The organism is Microbacterium xylanilyticum (genome assembly GCF_054654695.1).
Genome location: NZ_BAAIEN010000002.1, coordinates 737,328 through 755,889, shown reverse-complemented (window position 1 = coordinate 755,889; position 18,562 = coordinate 737,328). Strand labels below are relative to the sequence as shown.

The 18,562-nt window shown below is 70.9% G+C and carries 20 protein-coding genes and 1 pseudogene; 7 read left to right on the top strand and 14 right to left on the bottom strand.

The window, feature by feature from the left end; all coding sequences use genetic code 11:
* Positions 1-5: 5 nt before the first annotated feature.
* The 7 genes from ACYQ1L_RS04165 to paaA all read right to left on the bottom strand — a co-directional run bounded on the left by ACYQ1L_RS04165 (position 6) and on the right by paaA (position 5,561).
* Positions 6-791, bottom strand: coding sequence for a sulfite exporter TauE/SafE family protein (locus ACYQ1L_RS04165; RefSeq protein WP_460005755.1), 786 nt, complete (start codon positions 789-791; stop codon positions 6-8).
* A 109-nt stretch (positions 792-900) separates the two neighbouring features.
* Positions 901-1,686, bottom strand: coding sequence for an enoyl-CoA hydratase/isomerase family protein (locus ACYQ1L_RS04160; protein ID WP_460002992.1), 786 nt, complete (start codon positions 1,684-1,686; stop codon positions 901-903).
* Between the two features lie 57 nt (positions 1,687-1,743).
* Complete coding sequence (gene paaE / locus ACYQ1L_RS04155; RefSeq protein WP_460002991.1) at positions 1,744-2,970, bottom strand: 1,2-phenylacetyl-CoA epoxidase subunit PaaE; 1,227 nt, start codon at positions 2,968-2,970, stop codon at positions 1,744-1,746.
* Entirely contained in the window at positions 2,970-3,464 is a 495-nt protein-coding gene (gene paaD, locus ACYQ1L_RS04150) for a 1,2-phenylacetyl-CoA epoxidase subunit PaaD (RefSeq protein ID WP_460002990.1), read from the bottom strand. The genes paaE and paaD overlap by 1 nt, the downstream gene beginning before the upstream one ends.
* Positions 3,461-4,294 (bottom strand): 1,2-phenylacetyl-CoA epoxidase subunit PaaC, encoded by an 834-nt coding sequence (paaC, locus tag ACYQ1L_RS04145; RefSeq protein ID WP_460002989.1) that lies wholly within the window; start codon positions 4,292-4,294, stop codon positions 3,461-3,463. Before paaC ends, paaD begins: the two co-directional genes overlap by 4 nt.
* On the bottom strand, positions 4,291-4,596 hold the full coding sequence (gene paaB, locus ACYQ1L_RS04140) for a 1,2-phenylacetyl-CoA epoxidase subunit PaaB (RefSeq protein WP_460002988.1): 306 nt from the start codon (positions 4,594-4,596) through the stop codon (positions 4,291-4,293). Before paaB ends, paaC begins: the two co-directional genes overlap by 4 nt.
* Positions 4,593-5,561, bottom strand: coding sequence for a 1,2-phenylacetyl-CoA epoxidase subunit PaaA (gene paaA, locus ACYQ1L_RS04135; protein WP_460002987.1), 969 nt, complete (start codon positions 5,559-5,561; stop codon positions 4,593-4,595). The genes paaB and paaA overlap by 4 nt, the downstream gene beginning before the upstream one ends.
* A 171-nt stretch (positions 5,562-5,732) precedes the next feature.
* Here paaA and paaI point away from each other — a divergent pair, with 171 nt between their 5' ends.
* Together paaI and paaK are read left to right on the top strand one after the other, a co-directional pair.
* Positions 5,733-6,170: a hydroxyphenylacetyl-CoA thioesterase PaaI gene (gene paaI, locus ACYQ1L_RS04130; protein ID WP_460002986.1), complete on the top strand. Its 438-nt coding sequence runs from the start codon at positions 5,733-5,735 to the stop codon at positions 6,168-6,170.
* Positions 6,167-7,468 (top strand): phenylacetate--CoA ligase PaaK, encoded by a 1,302-nt coding sequence (paaK, locus tag ACYQ1L_RS04125; protein ID WP_460002985.1) that lies wholly within the window; start codon positions 6,167-6,169, stop codon positions 7,466-7,468. Before paaI ends, paaK begins: the two co-directional genes overlap by 4 nt.
* A 23-nt stretch (positions 7,469-7,491) precedes the next feature.
* On the opposite strand, the gene ACYQ1L_RS04120 is transcribed toward paaK, so the two are convergent.
* Both ACYQ1L_RS04120 and ACYQ1L_RS04115 read right to left on the bottom strand, forming a co-directional pair.
* On the bottom strand, positions 7,492-9,078 hold the full coding sequence (locus ACYQ1L_RS04120) for a 5-oxoprolinase subunit B/C family protein (RefSeq protein WP_460002984.1): 1,587 nt from the start codon (positions 9,076-9,078) through the stop codon (positions 7,492-7,494).
* Complete coding sequence (locus ACYQ1L_RS04115; RefSeq protein WP_460002983.1) at positions 9,075-9,830, bottom strand: 5-oxoprolinase subunit PxpA; 756 nt, start codon at positions 9,828-9,830, stop codon at positions 9,075-9,077. The genes ACYQ1L_RS04120 and ACYQ1L_RS04115 overlap by 4 nt, the downstream gene beginning before the upstream one ends.
* A 288-nt stretch (positions 9,831-10,118) precedes the next feature.
* Here ACYQ1L_RS04115 and ACYQ1L_RS04110 point away from each other — a divergent pair, with 288 nt between their 5' ends.
* On the top strand, positions 10,119-10,505 hold the full coding sequence (locus tag ACYQ1L_RS04110) for a hypothetical protein (protein WP_460002982.1): 387 nt from the start codon (positions 10,119-10,121) through the stop codon (positions 10,503-10,505).
* Here the strand turns inward: ACYQ1L_RS04110 and ACYQ1L_RS04105 are convergent.
* Positions 10,502-10,645: a hypothetical protein gene (locus ACYQ1L_RS04105; RefSeq protein WP_460002981.1), complete on the bottom strand. Its 144-nt coding sequence runs from the start codon at positions 10,643-10,645 to the stop codon at positions 10,502-10,504. The two genes, ACYQ1L_RS04110 and ACYQ1L_RS04105, sit on opposite strands and share 4 nt — an antisense overlap.
* A 240-nt stretch (positions 10,646-10,885) precedes the next feature.
* On the opposite strand from ACYQ1L_RS04105, the gene ACYQ1L_RS04100 reads away from it, so the two are divergent.
* The 4 genes and pseudogenes from ACYQ1L_RS04100 (at position 10,886) to ACYQ1L_RS04085 (ending at position 13,587) form a co-directional block, all read left to right on the top strand.
* The gene (locus ACYQ1L_RS04100) at positions 10,886-11,203 is read left to right on the top strand and encodes a transposase (protein ID WP_460002273.1); all 318 of its coding nucleotides are present in this window, start codon (positions 10,886-10,888) and stop codon (positions 11,201-11,203) included.
* Positions 11,204-11,208: 5 nt separating this feature from the next.
* On the top strand, positions 11,209-12,150 hold the full coding sequence (locus ACYQ1L_RS04095) for a transposase (RefSeq protein ID WP_460005739.1): 942 nt from the start codon (positions 11,209-11,211) through the stop codon (positions 12,148-12,150).
* Positions 12,151-12,171: 21 nt separating this feature from the next.
* Positions 12,172-13,014, top strand: a pseudogene (locus tag ACYQ1L_RS04090) (ApeA N-terminal domain 1-containing protein); the annotation flags it as partial.
* Entirely contained in the window at positions 13,015-13,587 is a 573-nt protein-coding gene (locus ACYQ1L_RS04085) for a HEPN domain-containing protein (protein ID WP_460005754.1), read from the top strand.
* A gap of 8 nt (positions 13,588-13,595) precedes the next feature.
* Here the strand turns inward: ACYQ1L_RS04085 and paaZ are convergent, their stop codons facing one another.
* From paaZ to ACYQ1L_RS04065, 4 genes are read right to left on the bottom strand one after another with little or no spacing between them, the layout of a single operon-like run.
* On the bottom strand, positions 13,596-15,719 hold the full coding sequence (gene paaZ, locus ACYQ1L_RS04080) for a phenylacetic acid degradation bifunctional protein PaaZ (protein ID WP_460002980.1): 2,124 nt from the start codon (positions 15,717-15,719) through the stop codon (positions 13,596-13,598).
* Positions 15,720-15,735: 16 nt separating this feature from the next.
* Positions 15,736-16,614, bottom strand: a complete 879-nt coding sequence (locus tag ACYQ1L_RS04075) for a 3-hydroxyacyl-CoA dehydrogenase family protein (RefSeq protein ID WP_460002979.1) — start codon at positions 16,612-16,614, stop codon at positions 15,736-15,738.
* Complete coding sequence (locus tag ACYQ1L_RS04070; RefSeq protein ID WP_460002978.1) at positions 16,611-17,366, bottom strand: enoyl-CoA hydratase/isomerase family protein; 756 nt, start codon at positions 17,364-17,366, stop codon at positions 16,611-16,613. Before ACYQ1L_RS04070 ends, ACYQ1L_RS04075 begins: the two co-directional genes overlap by 4 nt.
* Positions 17,366-18,553: a thiolase family protein gene (locus tag ACYQ1L_RS04065; protein ID WP_460002977.1), complete on the bottom strand. Its 1,188-nt coding sequence runs from the start codon at positions 18,551-18,553 to the stop codon at positions 17,366-17,368. The genes ACYQ1L_RS04070 and ACYQ1L_RS04065 overlap by 1 nt, the downstream gene beginning before the upstream one ends.
* Positions 18,554-18,562 lie beyond the last annotated feature (9 nt).

The following is an 18,562-nucleotide window of genomic DNA, read 5'->3' as shown; positions in this document are numbered from 1 at the left end:
GCGGCTCAGCGAGCGGTGCGGGCGCGGTGGCCCCGGATGGCCTTGAGCGCCATCTGGATCGCGATGAAGACGAGATAGACCGCGAACAGCACGTTGCCCACGAACGGATCCACGAGCGTGGCGATCCACGCTCCGAGCGCGGTCGTGGTGCACGCCGCGAGCCCGACAAGGGCCGCCGCGACGAGGTCGACGTTGTGATGACGCAGGTTGCCGATCGTGCCGGAGATGGCGGTGGGGATCATCATCAGCAGCGACGTGCCCTTCGCGACGAGGTCGCTCGTGCCGAACGCGAGCATGAGCACCGGCACGACCACGATCCCGCCGCCGACCCCGATCAGGCCCGCGAGCACCCCGGTGAAAAGACCGAGCACGAGCAGCAGCAGGCCGGTCACCCAGGTCAGTTCGAGCACCGCGCCGCGCGACGGGATCACCAGGAACAGGCTGACGATCACGATGACGAGGAATCCCACGAACCCCCAGCGCAGCGCCGTCTGCGAGATCCGCGGAAGCAGCCTGGTGCCGATCTGCGCCCCGATCACGGATCCGATCGCGAGCAGGAGCGCAGGGATCCACGCGACCGCGTCGTGCACGGCGTACGAGATCACGCCGACCGCCGCGGTGGGCACGATCGCCGCGAGCGACGTGCCGGCGCCGAGGCGCTGATCGAAGCCGAGCAGCAGCACCAGGAGCGGCACGATGACGGTGCCGCCGCCGACGCCGAAGAGGCCGGAGAGCAGGCCCGCGGCGAGCCCGACCCCGATGAAGGATACGTATGCCCGCGGCCCCCGCATCCGTTCGACGACGCCCTCGCCCACACCCGCTCCTCGCCGCTCGCGCGTCGAAAGCGCAGCTCCATCCAGCCTAGTCCGGGCCGAGCGCGGGCCCCGGTCCACGACCGGGTCAGTGCCCCTCGAACCGCGGGGTCCGCTTCTCCTGGAACGCGGCGAAGCCCTCGCGGTAGTCGTCGGTGTCGCACAGGGCGGCCTGCGCCGCGTTCTCCTGGCGCATCGACTGCCACAGCCCCAGCCGGTCGTCCCGCAGCGCGGCCACGAGACGCTTGCTCGCGACGAACGCGGCGGTGGCGCCCTCCGCGGCGCGAGCGGCCGCGGCGAGCGTCGCGCCGACGACGTCATCCGCCGGCAGCACCTGCGAGAACAGTCCTGCGGCGACGGCTTCGGATCCGCTCATCAGCCGCCCGGTGTAGATGAGGTCGAGGGTGCGGTGCGCGCCGAGACGCTCCACGAACAGGGCGTGGCCGCCCGAGTCCAGCGTGGCGCCGAGGGCGGCGAAGGGGGATCCGATCTTCGCGGTGTCGGCGACGTACACGACGTCGGTCGCGATGAGCAGGCCCAGCCCCACGCCGAGGCACGCGCCCTGCGCAGCCGCGAAGGTCGGCGCGGGGAATGCCGACATCCGCTGCAGCACGGGCGTGACCAGGCCGTCGAGGTACCCCATCACGTCGTCGTCACGCGGATCGACGCCCGAGATGTCGCGGCCGGCGCAGAACGCCCGCCCCTCCCCGCGGAGCACGAGCGCGCGCACCCCCGCGCGCTCGGCCTCGGCGTAGGCGTCTCCGAGGTCGCGCACCGCCTGCTCGTCGAGCGCGTTGAGCTTCGCGGGATTGTCCAGCACGACGTGCGCGACGGCGGCGCCGGCCGCGGTGGTGACGATGTCGAGGTCGATCACGGTTCCTCCTTGGTCCCTGAGCTTGTCGAAGGGGCGGGCCGGGTGGGGTGGGGTGCCTCAGACGTCGTAGTCGACGACGACGCGGTCAGAGGTGGGGTGGGACTGGCAGGTGAGCACGTAGCCGCGATCGAGCTCGTCCTGCTCGAGCGCGTAGTTCTCGGTCATCGTGACGGATCCGTCCACGAGGCGCGCCCGGCAGGTGCCGCACACCCCGCCGGCGCACGCGAACGGCACGTCCGGACGCACGCGCAGCGCGGCGTTGAGGATCGACTCGTTCGCGGACACCGGCGTCTCCACGGAGCCGGACTGGCCGTCGAGGGTGAAGTCGATCGTGCGCACCGGCTCGTCCTCGCGCACCTCGATCGGGCGCCCCGCATCCGGCCGCTCCTGCCCGGGCTCGCCCGTCGTGAACAGCTCGTAGCGCACGTGCGCGGGCTCCACGCCGATGTCGGCGAGGGTGTCGCGGCACAGCTGCACGAGGTCGAACGGCCCGCACAGGAACCACTCGTCGACGGTCGCGGGCAGCACGAGCGCGTCGAGGATGCCCCGCAGCCGCTCCTCGTCGATCCGGCCGGACAGCAGCGGGGCGGAGCGCTGCTCCCGCGTGAGCACGTGGTGCACGGCGAAGCGGGTGGGATAGCGATCCTTCAGGTCCGCGAGGTCGTCCAGGAACATGACGTCGGTCGCGCGGCGGTTCGTGTAGACCAGCGTGAACCGGCTGCTCTCCGAACGCGCCAGCACCGTCGCGGCGAGCGCCATGAGCGGCGTGATGCCCGCCCCCGCGGCGATGCCGGCCACGTGCGCCCCGTCGAGGGCGGCGAGCGCCGAGGTGAACGTGCCCTGGGGGCTCATCACGTCGACCCGGTCCCCCGCATGCAGCTCGGTCTGCGCCCAGGTCGAGAAGCGACCGCCGCGGTCCCGCTTGATCGCCACGCTCACGGATCCGCGCGCCGGCGGGCGGCAGAGCGAGTACGAGCGGCGCACCTCGCGCCCGTCGAGCTCGGCCCGCAGCGCGACGTGCTGCCCGGCGAGGTAGTCGAACTCCCCTGCGAGCTCGTCCGGCACCGTGAAGGTGACCTCGATCGCGTCGGCGGTGAGCGGGCGCACCTCCTGCACGGTGAGCGTGTGGAAGCGGGCTCGCCGGCGGGGCGCGGCGCCGTCCCCCGACGAGCCTCCGACGACGCTGTGCAGCAGCGCGCCGGCGATGCGCTCGGTCTCCACAGCGGTGTCGGCGGGCGGAGTGCTCAGGTGCCACAGCCCGTGGCTGCGCGCGGGGAGCGCCATCAGATCGCCTTGAAGTGGTCGAAGGGCTCCTGGCACGCGCGGCACTCGTACAGCGCCTTGCACGACGTGGAGCCGAAGCGGGAGATCTCGCGGGTGTCCAGGGATCCGCAGCGCGGGCAGCGCACCCCGAGCGCGATCCGCACCGGTCCCTGAGCCCGGCGCACGGCGGCGCCGCCGGTCGGCGGCGCGATGCCGTACTCGGTGAGCTTGCGCTTGCCCGCGTCGCTCATCCAGTCCGTGGTCCAGGCGGGCGAGAGCACGAGGCGCACCTCCACGTCGTCGAAGCCGGCGCGAGTGAGGGCGAGCTCCACGTCGTCGCGGATCGCGTCCATCGCCGGGCAGCCGCTGTAGGTCGGCGTGATGTCGACGCGGATCCGATCGCCGTCGACAGCCACATCGCGCAGCACCCCGAGGTCCTCGATGGTCAGCACCGGGACCTCCGGATCCTTCACCGCGGCGGCCGCCTCCCAGGCGCGCTCGCGCAGCCCGGTCACCACGTCGCCCCCGGGTGACGCCGGGCGAGCACCTGCATCTCCGACAGGATGTGCCCGAGCGGGGTGGCATGGGATCCGTGGCGTCCGCCACCCGCCGAGGTGGGACCTGCGGGGATCTCGAGCTCGGCCTCGGCGAACACCGCGGCGATCACGGCGTCGAAGCCGGCCCGCAGCGTCGACGGGCGCACGGCCGCGTCGCCGAGGCGGTCGATGAGCGGCTCATCGCGGAACAGCTCCGCGGCGTAGGGCCACACGTCGGCGACGGCGCGGATCATCCGGCGGCGCGACTCGTCGGTGCCTCCGGCGAGACGGAGCGTCCACTGCACGGCGTGATCCCGGTGGTAGTCGACCTCCTTGACCGCCTTCTCGGCGATCGCGGCGAAGGTCGGATCCGTGCTGCCGCGCAGCGCGGAGTACAGCTCGAACATGTACGTGCTCGCCAGCAGCTGCCGCGCGATCGTCTGGGCGAAGTCGCCGTTGGGCTGCTCCACGAGCCAGCAGCTGCGGAACTCGCGCTCGTCGCGGAAGTAAGCCAGATCGTCCTCGCTGCGGCCGTCCCAGGATCCGGCGTAGCGGAGGAAGGAGCGGGCGTGCCCGAGCAGGTCCAGGGCGATGTTGCCGAGCGCCACGTCCTCCTCGAGCTCGGGGGCGTAGGTGATCCACGCCCCGAGCTGCTGCGAGAGGATCAGGGCGTCGTCGCCGAGCCACAGCGCGTACTCCGCGATGTCGGCCGAGGGTGCGCGCTCCCCGGAGCCGGCGAGCTCCGCGCTGAGGGAGAGCTCGTCGACGGAGACGTCCCCGTGCGGGTCGAACTCGTCGTGCGCGCTCACAGGTGCGGCACCCCCTCGGACGCCGTGTAGTACACGGCGTGGCGGTAGTTCTTGCCGGCGGGGCTCTCGAAGAACGCGCCCTTGTCGTCGGGGTCGCTCGTGGTGATGGCGTCGGCCGGCACGACCCACACGGAGGTGCCCTCGTTGCGCCGGGTGTAGAGATCGCGGGCGTTGCGCAGCGCCATGTCCGCGTCGGGGGCGTGCAGGGATCCGACGTGCACGTGGCTGAGCCCGCGGTTCGCGCGCACGAACACCTCGTACATGGGCCAGGTCTCCTCGGGGGATGCGCCGGGGGTCGTCATGCCGCCACCTCCTGCCGCAGTGCCTGCTTGCGTGCGTACTCTGCGGCCGCCTCGCGCACCCATGCGCCCTCCGCGTGCGCATCGCGACGCCGCTGCAGGCGCTCCGCGTTGCATGGGCCGTTGCCGCGCACCACCTCGAAGAACTCGTCCCAGTCGATCTCGCCCATCGCGTACTGGCCGGTCTCCTCGTCGTAGCGGAGCTCGGGATCCGGCAGCGTGACGCCCAGGATCTCGGCCTGCGGCACGAGCATCCCCATGAAGCGCTGGCGCAGCTCGTCGTTCGAGAAGCGCTTGATCTTCCACTGCATCGACTGCGCCGAGTTCGGCGACTGGTCGTCCGGCGGGCCGAACATCGCCAGCGCCGGCCAGTACCAGCGGTTCACGGCGTCCTGCGCCATCGCGCGCTGCTCCTCGGATCCCTGCATGAGCGTGAGCAGGATCTCGAAGCCCTGGCGCTGATGGAACGACTCCTCCTTGCAGATGCGCACCATGGCGCGCCCGTAGGGGCCGTAGGACGCACGGCAGAGCGGCACCTGGTTGCAGATCGCGGCGCCGTCGACGAGCCAGCCGATCGCGCCCATGTCGGCCCAGGTGGGCGTCGGGTAGTTGAAGATCGAGGAGTACTTGGCCTTGCCGTCGATGAGCTGCTGCATCATCTCGTCGCGGGTGATGCCGAGCGTCTGCGCGGCGGAGTAGAGGTAGAGACCGTGGCCCGCCTCGTCCTGCACCTTGGCCATCAGGATGGCCTTGCGCTTCAGGCTCGGGGCGCGCGTGATCCAGTTGCCCTCGGGCTGCATGCCGATGATCTCCGAATGCGCGTGCTGGGAGATCTGGCGGATCAGGGTCTTGCGGTACGCCTCGGGCATCCAGTCGCGCGGCTCGATCCGCTGCTCGTTCGCGACGAGCTCGTCGAAGAGGGCCTGTGCGTCCACGTCTTCGGCCGCCGTCACCGGTGGAACAGTCATCGTCGACTCCCTGTGCTCGTTCATCCGCGTGCCCGCCGACCCGCGGAATGAATTACCTACCGTTCGTACAGTAATTATGGCACACTCGTATCGTTCGAAGAAGGACAGCCCTTCGCGGACGGGATCCGGCCCTCGATTCCGGATCCTCGTGCATCGTTCGAAGGAGAGCCGATGTCCCAGCCCGCCGAGCTGCGGCCCATGATGCGCCGCGATCGCGCATCCAACGCCCTCGGCATGCGCGTGGAGGTGGACGAACCGGGCCGCGCCGTGGTCTCGATGACCGTGCGCGACGACATGCTGAACGGCTTCGACATCACGCACGGCGGACTCGTCTTCGCGCTGGCCGATACGGCGTTCGCGATCGTGTGCAACGAGGACGAGAAGGTGACGGTCGCCGCAGGCGCCGACATCACCTTCCTCAAGTCCACGCGCGCGGGCCAGGTGCTCACCGCCACCGGATCCCGTCGTGCGCGCAACGGCCGCACCGGCCTGTACGACATCACCGTGACCGACGAGACCGGCGATGTCGTCGCCGAGTTCCGCGGCCGGTCGATCACCACGAACCGCCCGCTCCCGGCAACGGGCTCCGGGGCCGAGGAGGACGCATGACCGACATCACGACGCACCCGACGACGAACGCCGACGCCGTGCACCTCGATCCGGAGCGACTGCGCGCCCTTCAGCTCGAGCGGCTGCAGTGGTCGGTGCACCACGCGTACGAGAACGTGCCGTTCTACCGGCAGGCGTTCCAGCAGGCCGGGATCCACCCCGACGACGTCCGGTCGCTGGCCGATGTCGCGCGCCTGCCGTTCACGACGAAGAACGACCTGCGCGAGTACTACCCGTTCGGGATGTTCGCGGTGCCGATGGCCGACGTGCGGCGGATCCACGCGTCCTCCGGCACCACCGGCCGGCCCACCGTGGTCGGCTACACGCAGACCGACCTCGACAACTGGGCCGACCTCATCGCCCGGTCCCTGACCGCCGCCGGGGTGCGACCGGGCTGGAAGGTGCACAACGCCTACGGCTACGGCCTGTTCACGGGCGGGCTCGGCGCACACGCCGGCATCGAGCGGCTGGGCGCGACCGTGATCCCGATGTCGGGCGGGCAGACCGCCAAGCAGGTGCAGCTGATCCGCGACTTCGAACCCGATGCGATCATGTGCACGCCCACGTACCTGCTCACCATCGCCGACGCGATGGAGGAGGCCGGGATGGATCCGCGTGCCACCTCGCTCAAGGTGGGGATCCTCGGTGCGGAGCCGTGGACCAACGAGATGCGCCACCAGATCGAGCAGCGGCTGAACATCGACGCGGTCGACATCTACGGGCTCAGCGAGGTCATGGGACCCGGCGTGGCGATGGAGGCCGCGGCCACGAAGGACGGCCCGCACATCTGGGAGGACCACTTCCTGCCCGAGATCATCGACCCGGAATCGGGGGAGCCGGTGCCCGACGGCGAGCCGGGCGAGCTGGTGTTCACCTCGCTCACGAAGCAGGCGTTCCCGGTGATCCGCTACCGCACCCGGGACCTCACCCGACTGCTGCCCGGATCCGCGTACCCCGCCATGCGCCGCATCGAGAAGATCACCGGCCGCGACGACGACATGATCATCCTGCGCGGGGTGAACCTCTTCCCCACGCAGATCGAGGAGATCGCGCTCGGGATCGAGACGCTGACGCCCCACTTCATCCTCGAGCTCACCCGGCAGGGACACCTCGACGCGCTCACCGTGCGGATCGAACGGCACCCCGAGATCGACGCAGCGAGCGCGGTCGCCGCCGCCGAAGTGCTGAAACTGCGGATCAAGACGTCGATCGGCACCTCCGTCGATGTCAGGGTCGAGGACCCCGGATCCCTCCCCCGCAGCGAAGGAAAGTACAAGCGCCTGTACGACCTCCGCTGAGCCGGGATGCGGCGTTCGTCGCGTCAGCGGGCATGACGGAAGCGGATGCGGGTGCCCTGGCGCGCCTGACCGAGCAGGTCGAGCGCGGAGTCGGCCACGACCGCGATCACCGGATACCCGCCGGTGACGGGCCCGTCGGCGAGGAGGATCGTGACCCCGCCCTTCGGCGGCACCTGCATCGCTCCGGGCACCATGCCCTCGCTCGGCAGCTCCTGCTCCGCCCCGTGCGGGCCGTCGCCCGTGCGCTCGAGCGCGGGACCCTCGAGGCGGATGCCGACCCGGTCGGCCTGCGCGCCCACGGTCCAGACGTCCTCGAACAGGGCCGACAGGGCGGACGGCGCGAACCAGTCGGCGCGCGGGCCGAGCGTCACGGCGATGACCAGTTCCTCCGGCGGCGGGCCCCACGGCGCGAGGTCGTTGGCGGGGATGGGGGTCGGTGGCTCGGCACCCACCGGCACCACAACGCGGGCGCGCAGCGGCGCAGGACCCAGGCCTGCGAGCGTGTCGCAGCTGCGCGAACCGACGGCGGGCGGGACGTCGAGCCCGCCGCGCACCGCGAGATACGCGCGCGCACCCCGGGCGAACCAGTCGAGGTGCAGTTCTGCGCCGGCGGGCCAGGCGTGCGCGACGTCGGGGTCGATCCGCTTCCCGTCGAGGACGGCCTCGCCCCATGCCCCGGTGACGGCGAACCAGGCGTCGGCGGTCGCGGTGGCGCGGAACCCGCCCATCGCGATCTCGAACGCGGCGGCATCCTCCGGGTTGCCGACGAGCCGGTTCGCCCGGCGGAGGGCTGCCCGGTCCACCGCGCCGGACCGCGCGATGCCCAGGTGCGCACGGCCGGGCCGCCCCAGATCCTGCACAGTCGTGAGCAGGCCGGGCTCGAGGATCCGCACCGTCGGTCGCGTCGCCGACGGGGCCGTCCCAGATGCGCTGGGCTGCGCCGAACCCGGCGGAGCAGAGGAAGCGAGCGCGGCGGCCGGGACGGCGCGGAACCGCACCTGCGCCCCGGGCGCGAGCAGCACCGGGGATCCGCTGTCGGACGCCGCATCGGGGTCGAAGAGGCGCGCCGAGGTGCGCCCGATGAGCCGCCAGCCGCCCGGCGTCTCCCGCGGATAGGCGCCGGAGAACTCCGCGGCGAGCGCGACCGAGCCGGCCGGCACCCGCGGGCGGGGCGAGGCGAGCCGCGGCACCCGGTACGGCCAGTCGGCGCTCACGAGGTAGCCGAACCCGGGCGCGAACCCGGTGAAGGCCACCCGCCAGCGCGCCGCCGTGTGCGCGGAGACGAGCGCGTCTCGCGACAGCCCGAGCAGCTCCGCGGCATCGTCGAGATCGGCCCCGTCGTACACCACGTCCAGCACGACCGAGACCGGATCCGCGACGACCGCCGGTCCCGCCTCGGTGGCCGTTCGCTCGATCCAGGTGCGGGCGGCGGCGAGCGGCAGGCGCGCCGGGTCGACGCGGACGAGAACGGTGCGGGCCGCGGGCACCAGCTCCATCACGCCGTCGGGCCGGGACGCGCTGAGCGTCGCGTGCAGGGCGAGCACCGCATCCAGCGAGTCGACCTCGGCGAGGAGTGCGGCATCTCCCATCGGCCGCACGATCGTGCTCACCAGAGCGCCTCGACCGCGATGCCGGCAGCGTCGAGCGCGGCGCGGACGGCCCGCGCCATCGCGACGGCTTCGGGCGAGTCCCCGTGCACGCAGAGCGAATGCGGAGCCACGCGCACGATCGTCCCGTCGACGGCGACGACCTCGCCGGCGCGGGCGAGCCGCACGGCCCGCTCCGCGGCGGCCTCCGGGTCGTCGAGCACCGCCCCCGGCTCGCCGCGCGGCACGAGCGTGCCGTCCGCACGGTAGCCGCGATCGAGGAAGGCCTCGCGCCGGAACGGCAGACCGTGCGCCGCCGCCTCGGCCTCGATCGCGGCGCCGAGGCCGAGGATCGGGACGGCGCGACCCAGCTCCCCGGCGAGGTCCGCGACCGCCGAGGCGACGGCGCGGGCCGTCCCGGGATCGGATCCCGCCGCGTGGTACAGCGCGCCGTGCGGCTTCACGTAGCGGATATCGGCCCCGGCGGCGCGCAGGGCGGCGAGCTGATCCGCGACCTGCACGCGGAGGGTCACCGGATCGACCGGCACGACGACCCTGCCGAAGTTCGCGCGGTCCAGGTAGGACGGGTGCGCGCCGATGGCGACGCCGGTGCAGGCGGCGCGATCCGCGGCGGCGGCCATCGACGCCGCGTCGCCCGCATGCCCGCCGCACGCGATGCTCGCGCTCGAGACCACGGCGAACATCGCGTCGTCGTCCGCGGTGGGACGGCCGTCCACGGTCTCACCGAGGTCGGCGTTCAGATCGATGCGGCGCATGGCTCCAGGCTACGGATCGCGCGGCCGGGTCGCACCCGTGTCGGCGGCCCGGTCGAAGAAGGATTTCACCGCCCCGGGGGCTCCTGGAGCGGCGAAATCCTTCTCTGAGGTGCGCGAGCGGAGTGTGATCGCGGGCGAGGCGAGGCACACCTTTGTGCTTTGTTCTACCGCCGAGACACAGCCCCGGCTGCAAGAGCATCCAGTGGGCGCAGGCGGAGCAGATCAGTTGGCGGCGGTGCTACATCAGCGACCATGCGCATGCCCGCGGACCTGACCTACCCTCGGGGCATGCTTGCGTTCCTCGGTGCCCTGATCCCGGTCCTCGCCTCGTTGTATGTCGGTATCGGGACGCTAGTCGACTTATCTGCCGCGGCGCACAAGGCTCGAGTAGTCAAGCGCGTCTGGGCTCGATTCAAGGAGGAACGCGCTCAAATCGACGACAAGGATCCCGAGCTGGGGGCGAAGGTCAAGCGACTGACTGACCAACGCATGCGCCTGCTGGAAGCGAACGGTCTCGATCCAATGATCGGCACGATCCGAGCATTTAGCGAGAGTGTGTTGCCTGCTGCGCCCTTGTTGAAGGAGTTTCGTAGGCAGTGGGTCCTGATCTTCGGCGCCGTAGTGGGTGTGGTTCTCGTGGGGATCCAGGTCGGTATCGATTCGCTCGCTAGCTAGCGAGGTCGACGTGCGGCCCAGGGCTCGGCGTTGGACCGGGTGCCCTTCGAGAGTGCGCCCCAGCCGAGCAGGGCGTCGATCTGCTCCCGGGACCGGAGATAGCTCGGCATTCCGAGGAAGTCGCGCACGCTGAGAGCCATGGTCTGCTGGCCGACTCCTGTGCTCGGTCGATCGCCGCATCGCAACGAGGGCATGAGGCGTGATCGCACAACGATCGGCCTCGCTCACGAGCGTGGCTCGCGTGCACAATCATGGCGTCATGAGCGATGAGCCGGACCTCAATGTGCCGCGACGTTGGAGCGGTCAATGGTGGTTGCCCGTGTCGCGCGTCAGACTTTGTGGCAGGACGATTGATTGAGTCCTGAGCGGAGTGTTTGACGATGGGTAGACCACCAGTGATCCCGGTGGAGAAGAAGACGAGGATCGTGCTGAGCATCCTCGCCGGCGAGATGACGATCGCTGAAGCGGCTCGGCGTGAGAAGGTCAGCGAGCAGTCGATCGGCCGGTGGAAGGCGGACTTCCTCGAGGCTGGCAAGACCGGCCTGGCCGCTGGCAAGACGGGGCCGTCGACCCGGGAGCAGCAGCTCGAGGCGGAGGTCGCCGATCTGACCCAGGCGCTGGGCGAGGCGGCCGTCGAGATTCGGGTGTGGAAGAAGAGTGCGGAGGGCCGGTTGGGCCCTTCGAGGACCTCGAGGTGATCCGCATGGAGGCGGGCATGTCGACCTCGAGGTTCTGCCGCCTGATCGACATGCCCGAACGCACCTGGCGGCGCTGGCAGGCCAAGGCGAAGCAAGACCGGCCGACGAAGGGGCCCTGGCCGCAGCCTGCAAGGGACGCCGCCCGCCCGCTGGTGACGGGGCATGCGTTGGCGAAGCCGGCGTGGGGGCATCGGAAGATCTGGGCGCTGACTCGGCACGACGGTCACAAGGTGTCGCAGGCGACCGTGCTGCGCCTGATGCGCGATGACGGGCTGATCCTGCCGTCGGAGTACCAGAAGCAGCGCCGCGAGCTGGCAAAGGAGCGGAAGGCAGCGTTCGCGCGGAACCCGACCGGACCGAACCAGGTCTGGCAGCTGGACTTCAGCGAGTTCGAGACCACGACCGGTGGGACCTGGCGGATCGCGGGGTGCCGGGACTGGTACTCGAAGCTCGAGTACCCGTTCCACGTGTCGCCGACCGCGAACCAGTACGACGCGATCGCCGCGATCGAACTCGCCCTCGCCGACTACGAGCAGATGTTCGAGCACCCGCTCGTCGACGAATGTCAGGTCGATGAAGAGACGGGTGAGGTGCTGCCGGTGGTGACGATCGTCACCGACAACGGCGGCCCGTTCCGGTCGCTGAACTTCGAGCTGTTCATCATGCGGCACCCCGAGCTGCGGCACGTCCGCACGAGGGTGCGCTCGCCCGGGCAGAACGGGTCACGCGAACGCGGGTTCGGGACGCTGAAGTACGAGCGATTGTTCCTCGATGAGATCCCCGACGCCTTGACGCTGATCGAACGCGCCGAGGACTACCGGGTCGAGTACAACACCGAGCGGCCGCACGAGGCGATCGCCTGGAACAGGCCGATGCAGGTGCACCTGGGCCTGGCCGACCCCACCATCCCCACCTTTGAAAGAGAAGAAATCCTGCCAACTACTTGACGCGGGACACCCGAGAACCCTGAGGAGAAGGTCGCAGGCGTACTGTCGTACGACCCGGGCGACGGCCTAACGCTGACGCTGATCGGTGGTTGGGACTACCGCGTGCTCAGTCACCCCGCCCCTGGTGCCACCGTCGTCTCGGAAGAGATGCGCGAGTGGGCGGTGATCCACGGGCGCGCGGAGAACAAGCTCTTGACGCTCCTGGACGCGAGTGTTCGTAGCGCTCGAACGTTCAACTTGGCCCGCATGTTTGACGGCGGCCCGGATGAGCTTGAACTGCGCGCCGAGACGCTGTTGGTTGGCTGTCACCTCGAAGGGCGAGGTCAGCCTGCCTTTGAGTCGGCGATCGTGACTGCCGAGAATCTGGCGACGTGGTCGCGCCAGACGAACCTCAATCAGTCCATGGAGTTCGATGACGCGTCGGGCATGCGAACAACCGGGATCACGGCTGTGGCGGTCCCGCCTTTGATCGCCGAGTTGGGGGACTTTACGGCCAAGCTCCACACGTTGAGTTGGACACCGGGATTCAAATACCAACGCTGGGGCACGACTGCTGAGGTACGGGAGCGCGCAACTATCGAGTTTGAAGCAGCCGCTCCCCGCCCGCTCCTCGAGTGGACTCGCTTGATGGCGATGGTGGAAGATCTCCTCTCGCTGTCAACGCTGAGCGCGTGTGCGCTCATTTGGATGCGTGTCTTCCTTCCGGCCACACCTGACGACGACTGGCCGGTGGGACATCCGCTTCACATGCGTCGACACGAGGTGCAGGTGTATCAGCAACGGATACTCAAGCCGCGTCCCGATGAGGAGGCCATCACTCGCGATTTTGTGCTGACGCTCGACGATCTGCCGTTCGAGAAGCTGATGCCGAAGTGGATGAGTATCGACGCTAAGTTCTCCGCAGCTCGCAGCATGATCTTGGGCTTGCGCTACGTCACGGGCGGCTACCTCGAATCGAAGGTTGTGACTGCGGTTGCGGCCGCCGAGTCGATGAGTCGAGAGCTCAACGAGCCAGCGCCCGTCATGACGAGGCGGCAGCTGAGGGATCTCAGAACGACTGTGGTTGAGGCAGCTCCCGAGCAGTGGCAGCCGTGGGTTCGCGAACGATTCGCCAATGCCGAACCCACGCTGAAAGAGCGGCTGGAAGTACTCGCCGCGCGACCCGGCGAGTTCATGTCGCTGCTCGTCCCAAATGCCTCCGCCTGGGCTACTTCAGCAGCGAACGCTCGCAACAAACTCGCCCATGCGGGAAGCTCCAGCCACACCGGGCACGAGTTGTATGCGGTGGTGGAAATCACGTCAGCGGTCGTCATCATGAACTTCTTGTTCGAACTCGGCGTCCCGGCCGATCGGATGAAGACTGCGCTGGCCGAGCATTGGCGTCTCAAGGCCGCTGCCCGCCTGGCTCAGGAGTTGTTCCCGGCTGACTCGCGCTGAATCGGTCGCTATCGCGTGGAGGCGGCGGCTCCCTTCGTCTCGTCGCTGCGCTTCTCGCTCAGGGACCGCTGCTCCTCGCTCGGGGACCGCTCCTTCTCCACGAGCGTCAGCACGTCGTAGGTCGCGACGACCTCGTCGCGCTGGTTGTGGATCACGGCGTCCCAGCGCACCTCGCCGTAGTCGTCGGTCTCACGCGGCGTGATCTGCTTCGCCGTGAGCGTGACCCGGATCGCATCTCCGGGCTTCACCGGGGTGAGGAAGCGCAGGTTCTCCAGTCCGTAGTTCGCGAGCACGGGCCCGGGATCCGGCGAGACGAACAGGCCCGCCGCCCACGACACCAACAGGTAGCCGTGCGCGACCCGGCCGCCGAAGAACGGGTTCGCCGCGGCCGCCTCCTCGTCCATGTGCGCGTAGAACGTGTCGCCCGTGGAATGCGCGAACGCCTCGATGTCCTCCAGCGACAGCGGACGCAGCCCCGACTCCACCTGGTCGCCCAGGCGCAGCTCGGCCAGCGACTTGCGGAACGGGTGCACGGCGCGGTCGGTGCCGGCGCCGGTGTGCCAGACGCCCGTGATCGCGGTGAGGATCTCCGGAGTCCCCTGGATCGCCGTGCGCTGCATGAAGTGCATGACGGCGCGGATCCCGCCGAGCTCCTCCCCGCCCCCGGCGCGGCCGGGACCGCCGTGCACCAGGTGCGGGACCGGGGAGCCGTGGCCCGTCGAGGTGCGCGCATCGTCGCGGTTGAGGAACAGCACGCGCCCGTTGTACGCGGCGATGCCCGACAGCAGCTCGGCCGCGACCGCCGGGTCCTTCGTCGCGACGCTCGTCACGAGCGACCCGCCGCCGCGCCCGACGAGCTCGGCCGCCTCGGCGACCGTGGCGTACCCGAGCACGCTGGAGACCGGTCCGAACGCCTCGACCTCGTGCACCGCCGGTGCGGCCGTGTCGGCGAACCCGACGAGCATCGGCGCGACGAACGCGCCCTCCGGGGCCGGGCCGACGCTGCCGTCTGCATGCAGGACGGACGGCGCCTCGATCGAGCCGAGCAGCAGCTCTCCGCCCGCGGCCTGCAGCGCGGCGACCTGCCGCAGCACCTCGTCGCGCTGCTCGACGGAGACGAGCGGGCCCATGGTCACGCCCTCGGCGTGCGGGTCTCCGATCACGACCCGCTCGGCGATCTTCGCCCGCAGCGCGTCGACGAGCGGATCCACGAGCGGCGCCGGCACGATCGCGCGACGGATCGCGGTGCACTTCTGGCCGGCCTTCGTGGTCAGCTCGATCATGAGCTGCTTCACGTAGGCGTCGAACTCGGGGGTGTCCGGCGTCGCGTCAGGGCCGAGCACGGAGGCGTTGATCGAATCGGTCTCGCTCGTGAAGCGCACCCCGTCGGCCGCCTTCGCGCGCAGCCCGGCAGCCGTCGACGCGCTGCCGGTGAACGCGACGAGGTCGCCCAGGCGGAGCAGGTCGAAGATTCCGGGCAGGGATCCGCTCACGAGCTGCAGGGATCCGTCCGGCAGCAGACCGGATTCGACGAGGATCCGCACCCACGCCTCCGCGATGTACGCGGTCGGGGTCGCCGGCTTCACGATCGACGGGACGCCGGCGAGGAACGCCGGGGCGAACTTCTCCAGCGCGCCCCACATCGGGAAGTTGAAGGCGTTGATCTGCACGGCGACGCCGGGCAGGCGCGTGTAGACGTGCCGGCCGAGGAAGGACCCGTCCTTGGACAGCGGCTCGACCGGCCCGTCCAGGATCACTTTCGCGTTCGGCAGCTCGCGGCGCCCCTTCGACGAGTACGTGAACAGCACGCCGATGCCACCGTCGACGTCGGCGTAGGAGTCGCGCACGGTGGACCCGGAGCGCTTGGAGAGCTCGTACAGCTCCTCCTTGTGCTCGGTGAGCACCATCGCCATCTGCTTGAGCAGCAGGGCGCGCTGGTGGAAGGTGAGCGCGCCGAGGCCGCGCTGCCCCACGGTGCGCGCATAGTCGACGGCACCCGCGAGATCGATGCCGGCGGAGTCGACCCGCACGATCTCCTCCCCGGTGGAGGCGTCGCGTACGACGGTCCCGCCGTCGGACGCTGCGGACGTCCACCAGGATCCCTGCAGGTAGCTCGGCAGCAGGTCGGTCATCTCACGGTGCTCCATCTCACTCGCTCCATTCGTAGAATCCGCGGCCGGTCTTGCGCCCCAGGTGCCCGTCGGCGACGAGGCCGCGCAGCAGCTGCGGCGGCGCGAACCGCTCGCCGAGCTTCGCGTGCAGCTCTTCGGCGATGCCCAGGCGCACGTCGAGCCCGACGATGTCGGTGGTGCGCAGCGGCCCCACCGGGTGGCGGTAGCCCAGCTCCATCGCGGCGTCGATGTCGGCCGCGGTCGCGATGCCTTCCTCGAGCATCCGGATCGCCTCGAGCGCCAGCGCCACGCCGAGGCGGCTCGACGCGAATCCCGGGGCGTCGGCGACGACGACCGGGGTCTTCCGGAGGGCGGCGGTCCAGGCACGGGCGTCGTCGACGAGCTCCTGGTTCGTGGACCCGCCGACGACGACCTCGATGAGCGACGAGGCCGGCACGGGGTTGAAGAAGTGCAGCCCGAGGAAGCGCTCGGGGTGCTCCAGGGCGGCCGCCAGGTCGTCGATCGAGATGGAGGAGGTGTTCGAGGCGATCGCGGCGGTGCGGGGCACGACCGCTTCGATGCGGCGCAGGCTCTCGATCTTGAGGGCGCGGTCCTCGGGCACGGCCTCGATCACGAGCCCGGCGTCGGCGAAGGCTGCCGCGTCCACGCTCGTCTCCAGAGCCCCCTCGAGGGCGGCGATGCCCTTCTCGGTGCTGCCCCGGTCGACCGAGCGCTGCAGGCTCTCCCGGATCCGCTCTCCGGCCGCTGCCGCAGCGGATTCGTCGCGTTCCACGACGACCACCTGGGATCCGGCGAGCAGGAAGGCGTGCGCGATGCCCGCTCCCATGCGGCCGCCGCCGAGCACGCCGACCCGTGCGGGGATCGCCGATGTCGCTGTCGGATCCGGTCCGCTCATCGGCGGGTCCTCCGTTCCAGGAAGGCGGTCATCCGCCGGTGCTTCTCGGGGCTCTCGAACAGTTCGGCCTGCAGCTCCAGCTCGATCTCGGGGTGCCGGTCGGCCGGCGCGAGCAGGGCGGTCTTGGTGTGCCGGGTCGCCAGCGGGTCGTTCGCGGCGATGCGGTCGGCGATCGCGTGGGCCGCGGCGAGCAGATCCTCGGGCTCGTGCAGCGACGACAGCAGTCCCCAGGCGAGGGCCTCCTCCGCACCCAGCTGGCGTCCGGTGAGCAGCAGCTCGGCCGCCCGCGCCTCGCCGACGATCTGGGGCAGCCGCCAGGTCGCGCCTGCCGCGGCGATGATGCCGAGCCCGGGCTCCGGGTTCCCGATGCGCACCGCCGGGGTGCCGATGCGGATATCGGCGGCGTAGGCGAGCTCGGCGCCGCCGCCGAGGGCGTAGCCGTCGATCGCGGCGATCACCGGCATCGGCAGCTGCCGGATCCGGCGGAACGCCATGGTGTTGATTCCGGCTCTGGCGTCCTGCGCGCGGCGGTCGCGGAGCTGGGCGATGTCGGCGCCGGAGGCGAACACCCGGCCGGATCCGATGAGGATCAGGATCCGCGGATCCTCCTCGAGCTCGGCGCAGAGCGCGTGCAGCTCGTCGATCATCGCGCGGTCGATCGCGTTGCGGGTCTCCGGGCGATCGAGGGTCGCCGTCACCCGGTCGTCCGTCCGCTCGATGCGCAGGCGCGGGGCCGTCGACGCGTCGGCCATCACACGCGCTCCACGATCATCGCGGTGCCCTGACCGACGCCGACGCACATCGTCGCCAGGCCGTAGCGCGCACCCTCGCGCTCCATCCGGCCGAGGAGCGTGAGCAGGAGCCGGCTGCCGCTCGAGCCGAGCGGATGGCCGAGGGCGATCGCGCCGCCGTCGGCGTTCACGATCTCGGGGTCGAGCCCGAGCCGCCGCATCGAGGCCAGCGACTGGCTCGCGAACGCCTCGTTCAGCTCGACCGCGCCGAGGTCCGCGACGGTCAGTCCGGCCTTCGCGAGCGCCTTCTCGGTCGCCGGGACGGGCCCCAGCCCCATGATCTCCGGGGCGAGGGCCGCCGAGGCCGACGCGACGATGCGCGCCCGCGGGGTCAGCCCGTGCCGCGCCACGGCGTCGGCTCCCGCGACGACCAGTGCGGAGGCGCCGTCGTTCAGGGAGGAGGCGTTGCCGGCCGTGACGACGCTGCCGCCCGCTACCACGGGGCGCAGGCCCGCGAGGATCTCCAGCGTGGTGTCGCGGCGCGGGCCCTCGTCCGTGTCCACGACCGCGCCGCGCGGTGCGGGCACCGCCACGATCTCCGGGGCGAGCCGGCCCGCGTCGATCGCGGCGATCGCGCGCCGATGGCTGCGCAGCGCGAAGGCGTCGGCATCCTCGCGCGTGATGCCGTCCAGGCGTGCGACCTCCTCCGCGGTCTCCGGCATGGAGTAGGTGGCCTTGTCGCGCGCGGCGAGGCGCGGGTTCGTGAACCGCCACCCGATCGAGGTGTCGAACGTCTCCCCCGGCTTCGCCCATGGCCGCTCGGGCTTGGCCTGCACCCAGGGCGCGCGGGTCATCGACTCCACGCCGCCGGCGATCATCACGTCCGCATCGCCCGCGCGGATGGCCTGGGCCGCGAGCGCGACCGCGGTCATGCCCGAGGCGCACAGCCGGTTCACCGTGAAGGCCGGCAGCGCGTCGGGAAGACCGGCGAGCAGCACGGCCATCCGCGCGACGTTGCGGTTGTCCTCCCCGGCCTGGTTCGCGGATCCGAGGATCACCTCGTCGATCGCATCGTCGGCGATCCCGGCCCGCCGTGCGGCCTCGCGGATCACGAGCGCTGCCAGGTCGTCGGGGCGGACGCCGGCGAGCGCGCCGCCGTAGCGGCCGACCGGTGTGCGCGCTCCGTCGATGAGAAAGGCCTCCGGCATTGCTGCTCC

Excerpts from the sequence above, each read along its gene's own strand:
- ACYQ1L_RS04095 (WP_460005739.1), top strand. The coding sequence starts at position 11,209 with ATGGAGGCGGGCATGTCGACCTCGAGGTTCTGCCGCCTGATCGACATG.
- ACYQ1L_RS04165 (WP_460005755.1), bottom strand. The coding sequence starts at position 791 with ATGCGGGGGCCGCGGGCATACGTATCCTTCATCGGGGTCGGGCTCGCC.
- paaZ (WP_460002980.1), bottom strand. The coding sequence starts at position 15,719 with ATGACCGACCTGCTGCCGAGCTACCTGCAGGGATCCTGGTGGACGTCC.
- ACYQ1L_RS04085 (WP_460005754.1), top strand. The coding sequence starts at position 13,015 with ATGCCGAAGTGGATGAGTATCGACGCTAAGTTCTCCGCAGCTCGCAGC.
- paaK (WP_460002985.1), top strand. The coding sequence starts at position 6,167 with ATGACCGACATCACGACGCACCCGACGACGAACGCCGACGCCGTGCAC.
- ACYQ1L_RS04065 (WP_460002977.1), bottom strand. The coding sequence starts at position 18,553 with ATGCCGGAGGCCTTTCTCATCGACGGAGCGCGCACACCGGTCGGCCGC.
- paaA (WP_460002987.1), bottom strand. The coding sequence starts at position 5,561 with ATGACTGTTCCACCGGTGACGGCGGCCGAAGACGTGGACGCACAGGCC.
- paaB (WP_460002988.1), bottom strand. The coding sequence starts at position 4,596 with ATGACGACCCCCGGCGCATCCCCCGAGGAGACCTGGCCCATGTACGAG.
- ACYQ1L_RS04075 (WP_460002979.1), bottom strand. The coding sequence starts at position 16,614 with ATGAGCGGACCGGATCCGACAGCGACATCGGCGATCCCCGCACGGGTC.
- ACYQ1L_RS04100 (WP_460002273.1), top strand. The coding sequence starts at position 10,886 with ATGGGTAGACCACCAGTGATCCCGGTGGAGAAGAAGACGAGGATCGTG.
- ACYQ1L_RS04105 (WP_460002981.1), bottom strand. The coding sequence starts at position 10,645 with ATGGCTCTCAGCGTGCGCGACTTCCTCGGAATGCCGAGCTATCTCCGG.
- ACYQ1L_RS04070 (WP_460002978.1), bottom strand. The coding sequence starts at position 17,366 with ATGGCCGACGCGTCGACGGCCCCGCGCCTGCGCATCGAGCGGACGGAC.
- ACYQ1L_RS04110 (WP_460002982.1), top strand. The coding sequence starts at position 10,119 with ATGCTTGCGTTCCTCGGTGCCCTGATCCCGGTCCTCGCCTCGTTGTAT.
- paaI (WP_460002986.1), top strand. The coding sequence starts at position 5,733 with ATGTCCCAGCCCGCCGAGCTGCGGCCCATGATGCGCCGCGATCGCGCA.
- ACYQ1L_RS04115 (WP_460002983.1), bottom strand. The coding sequence starts at position 9,830 with ATGCGCCGCATCGATCTGAACGCCGACCTCGGTGAGACCGTGGACGGC.
- paaE (WP_460002991.1), bottom strand. The coding sequence starts at position 2,970 with ATGGCGCTCCCCGCGCGCAGCCACGGGCTGTGGCACCTGAGCACTCCG.